This window comes from Methylobacterium sp., from assembly GCF_028290105.1.
Classification (GTDB): Bacteria; Pseudomonadota; Alphaproteobacteria; order Rhizobiales; family Beijerinckiaceae; genus Methylobacterium.
Window position 1 is genome coordinate 1 of sequence record NZ_JAQGKL010000174.1, and the last position, 3533, is coordinate 3533.

Consider the following 3533-nt stretch of genomic DNA (forward strand, 5'->3'; position numbering starts at 1 on the left):
CCGAGTAGAGGTCCTGGCCCGCCTTCGAACGGCCGATCGCCGCGCCCTTCAGGATGAAGAGCGGGATCGACAGGAGGGTGATGGAGGCCATCTCCTCGTAGACGTTCTGCGCCACCGTATCGAGGGAGGCGGCCGGCATGAAAAAGTACATGAACGCCAGGGCCACGAAGCCGAGCGCGAAGGCGATGGGGATGCCGGCGAGCATCGCGCTGAGCGTCGCGCCCGCATAGAGGAAGCCGATGGCCGCGACGCTCATGGGTGTCCGCTCGTCTTGAGGGAGGTCTTGTTGAGGGAGGTCTCGTTCAGGTCGGCGCCGAGGCCGACCTTCGGGTTGGCCCAGCCCGCCGCGCGGGGGCCGTAGCTCAGCGCCTCGACGATCTGAAGCAGGAACTGCAGGCCCAGGAAGCTCATGCCGACCGCCATCAGCGCGTAGGGAATCCACAAGGGGGGCCCCCAAGAAGATTGCGAGACCTGGCCGTCGACCCAGGCCTCGTGCAGCAGGGTCCAGCTCTTCCAGGCGAAGAACGTCACGAAGACCACGCTGATGATGTCGGCCATCAGCAGGCGGGCACGGTTGACGCGCGGCGAGAGCAGGCCGCTCAGGGCCTCGATCGCCACGTGCCCGCGCTTGGCCTGCACGGCGGCGGCGGAGAAGAAGGTGGCGCCCACGATCAGGAACACCGCCATCTCGTCCTGCCAGTCGGTGGGCTCGTGAAGCGCGTAGCGGACGACGACGCTGTAGCTGAGCACGAGGCAGGCGCCGACCAGGGCGAGGCCGCCCAGCAGCATGATCACCCGGTTGATGCCCTTCATCGCCCGGTCGAGATGCCCCAGAACCCCGGGAATCCGGGGCTCCGGTACCGCCTGCGCGGTCTCTGAAGCGGCCGAGGCCGCGTCGAAGGCGTGGCTCACGACACCTGCTCCGCCAGCTTGAGGAGCTCGGCGCAGCTCGTGGACTTGCCCGCGAAGTCCTTCCAGGCTGTGTCGCGCGCGATGTCGCGCCATTGGCCGAGAGTCTTCTCGTCGAGCTGCTGCACCTTGGCGCCGGCCTTGGCGAAGACCTGCTCGACGCGGGTATCGTCCTCCTTGGCACCCTGCTGCCCAAAGGCTTCGAGCTCGGCGCCGATGGCCATGATCAGGTCCTGCTGGTCCTTCGGCAGGCGCTCGAACACGATCTTCGACATCATGATCGGCTCCAGCATCAGCCAGTAGGTGTGCTGGGAGCCGGACGTGAGAGACTTCGAGAGTTCCTCCAAGCGGAACGAGATCAGACTGGTGGAGGAGGTGATGACCGCGTCGCAGGCGCCGGTCTGCATGGCGGCGTAGGACTCGTTCGACGGGATGCTCAGCGTCGCGGCCCCGGCCGCCTTCATCATCAAGTCCATCTCGCGCGAGCCGCCGCGCACCTTCAGGCCCTTGGTGTCGGCGGGCGCATAGAGCGGCCGTTCGCGGCTGGCGACGCCGCCGGCCTGCCAGACCCAGGAGACCACGACCACGCCCTTGGAATCGAGGATCTCGGTGAGCTTGCGGCCCACCGGCGCCGCCTTCCAGGCGGTGGCCTGCGCGTAGGAGGTCACCAGGGCCGGCATCAGGCCGATGTTCATTTCCGGCACTTCGCCGCCCGCGTAGGGGCTCGGATAGAGCGTCATGTCGAGGGCGCCCTTCCGGATGGCGCCGAACTGGGCGTTGGTCTTCATCAGGGACGAGCCCGGATAGACCTGCAGCTCCAGGGCGCCCTTCGAGCGCTCGGCCAGCATCGCGGCAAACTTCCGGCACATGCGATCGCGAAAATCGCCCTCGTCGACGGTGCCGCCGGGGAACTGGTGCGAGATCTTCAGGGTGGTGGCGGCCCGGGCGCGCGAGCCAAGGGACAGGAGGGCGGGGGCGGCGAGGCCGCCGGCGACGAGGGCACGGCGCGTCAACATCATGGCGTGTCTCTCCCAGGGGCAAGCCTTCGACCGCCCGTTTTGCAGCGCAGCATTTATACTGCAGCGCGTCTTATTTATACATGAAACGATTTCTTGTATATTTTGTCAACGCGGATGAATAATAGGGCGTCCCGAATTTTTGTGATTTGGCGGGATTAAAAACGGATTGGGACCTCAGCGCATGAACCAATCGCGTCGCCTCAGACAGACCATCGAGACCGAGATCGTGGATGGACGCCTCGCCATCGGTGCGCGCCTTGACGAGACCGAACTCGCCGAACGCTTCGGGGTCTCGCGCACGCCGATCCGCGAGGCGCTGCTGCAACTGGCGATGACGGGCCTCGTCGAGGTCAAGCCGCGCCGCGGCGCCATCGTGAGCGCGCCGGATCCGCAACGCCTCATCGCGATGTTCGAGACGATGGCGGAGATCGAAGCCTCGTGCGGACGCCTCGCGGCCCGCCGGCTCATCCCCGACGACGAGGCCGCGCTGAAGGCGGCACTCGCCGCCTGCGCCGCCTCGGCCGAGGCCGGCGACCCCGAGACCTACTACGCCGAGAACTACATCTTTCACACGGTGGTCTACCGGGCCTGCCGCAACGGCTTCCTGGAGGAGCAGGCGCGGCAACTGCACAGGCGCCTCGCGCCGTTCCGCCGGCTTCAGTTGCGGGCCCGCCACCGCCTGGGCCAGTCGCTCGCCGAGCACGAGGCCATCGTGGCCGCCATCGTGGCGGGCGACGAGGCCGCCGCCTCCGACAGGCTGCGCGCCCACGTCATCGTGCAGGGCGACCGCTTCTCGGACCTCGTGGCGGGCCTGCGCTCGATCAACGCCGCCGCCTGAACGGGCGCCGGCGGCACCCCAGCCTGTGTCGGGTCGAACGTGTCCGCGCCGGGACAGAGCCAATCAGGCGATTGGCAAGGCCAAGCTGCGTCAGCCCCGAACTCGGCCCGGTCCGCCCGAGACTGATCGGGTGTTCCAATGGCTCCAGCCGAAGGCTCAGGCCGTGGTGGTGCCGAAGTTCTCGGCGATCACCGGCGTGCGGGCCCGGATGTGCGCCCGCATGAGGCGGGCGAGCGCCTCGCCGTCCCGGGCGCGCAGGAGCGTGATCATCTGCTCGTGCTCGGTGACGGATTGCGCCCATTGCTCCGCCGTCTGGTGCACGGCGTAGCGCGAGCGCTGGATGCGGCCCGAGAGGCTGTCGTAGATGCCGCCGAGGGTGGCGTTGCGGCTAGCCCGCATGATGCCCTCGTGGATCGCCCGGTTGAGGGCGAAGTAGACCCCCTCCTCGCCGGCCTTCCAAGCGGCGACCATGGCGTCGTGGTCGCGGGAGATGCCCTCGATCTCCGGGTCGGCGATGATGCGGCAGGCGAGATCGGCGGCAGTCGCCTCCAGCCCCGCGATGACCTCGATCATCTCCTCGATCTCGGATTGCGACAGGCTGGCGACCCGCGCCCCGCGATTGGGCAGCAATTCGAGCAGCCCCTCGGTCGCCAGGATCTTGATCGCCTCGCGCAAGGGCGTGCGCGAGATGCCGAAGCGTTCGGTCAGCTCGCTTTCGTTCACCCGCGCACGGGGCTCCAGCTCGCCGGAGCGGATGAGGTCGCGCA

Annotated in this window: 5 protein-coding genes; 1 reads left to right on the forward strand and 4 read right to left on the reverse strand. The window is 68.0% G+C overall.

The features are described 5' to 3' along the window. The 3 genes from JWQ05_RS12625 to dctP form a co-directional block, all read right to left on the reverse strand. A partial coding sequence (locus tag JWQ05_RS12625; protein WP_299658794.1) for a TRAP transporter large permease subunit occupies positions 1-256 on the reverse strand: 256 nt, incomplete at its 3' end. Beyond that, entirely contained in the window at positions 253-912 is a 660-nt protein-coding gene (locus JWQ05_RS12630) for a TRAP transporter small permease (RefSeq protein WP_299658795.1), read from the reverse strand. The genes JWQ05_RS12625 and JWQ05_RS12630, both read right to left, overlap by 4 nt. Beyond that, complete coding sequence (dctP, locus tag JWQ05_RS12635) at positions 909-1928, reverse strand: TRAP transporter substrate-binding protein DctP (protein WP_299658796.1); 1020 nt, start codon at positions 1926-1928, stop codon at positions 909-911. Before dctP ends, JWQ05_RS12630 begins: the two co-directional genes overlap by 4 nt. Before the next feature lie 181 nt (positions 1929-2109). Between dctP and JWQ05_RS12640 the strand changes: the two genes are divergently transcribed. After that, the gene (locus JWQ05_RS12640; protein WP_299658797.1) at positions 2110-2766 is read left to right on the forward strand and encodes a GntR family transcriptional regulator; all 657 of its coding nucleotides are present in this window, start codon (positions 2110-2112) and stop codon (positions 2764-2766) included. Between the two features lie 156 nt (positions 2767-2922). Here JWQ05_RS12640 and JWQ05_RS12645 read toward each other — a convergent pair. Further along, positions 2923-3533, reverse strand: a 611-nt coding sequence (locus JWQ05_RS12645; RefSeq protein WP_299658798.1) for a GntR family transcriptional regulator, incomplete at its 5' end; no start/stop codon positions are given.

Bases quoted from the DNA above. Each gene is read 5' to 3' on its own strand.
- dctP (WP_299658796.1), bottom strand. From the start codon at position 1,928: ATGATGTTGACGCGCCGTGCCCTCGTCGCCGGCGGCCTCGCCGCCCCC.
- JWQ05_RS12640 (WP_299658797.1), top strand. From the start codon at position 2,110: ATGAACCAATCGCGTCGCCTCAGACAGACCATCGAGACCGAGATCGTG.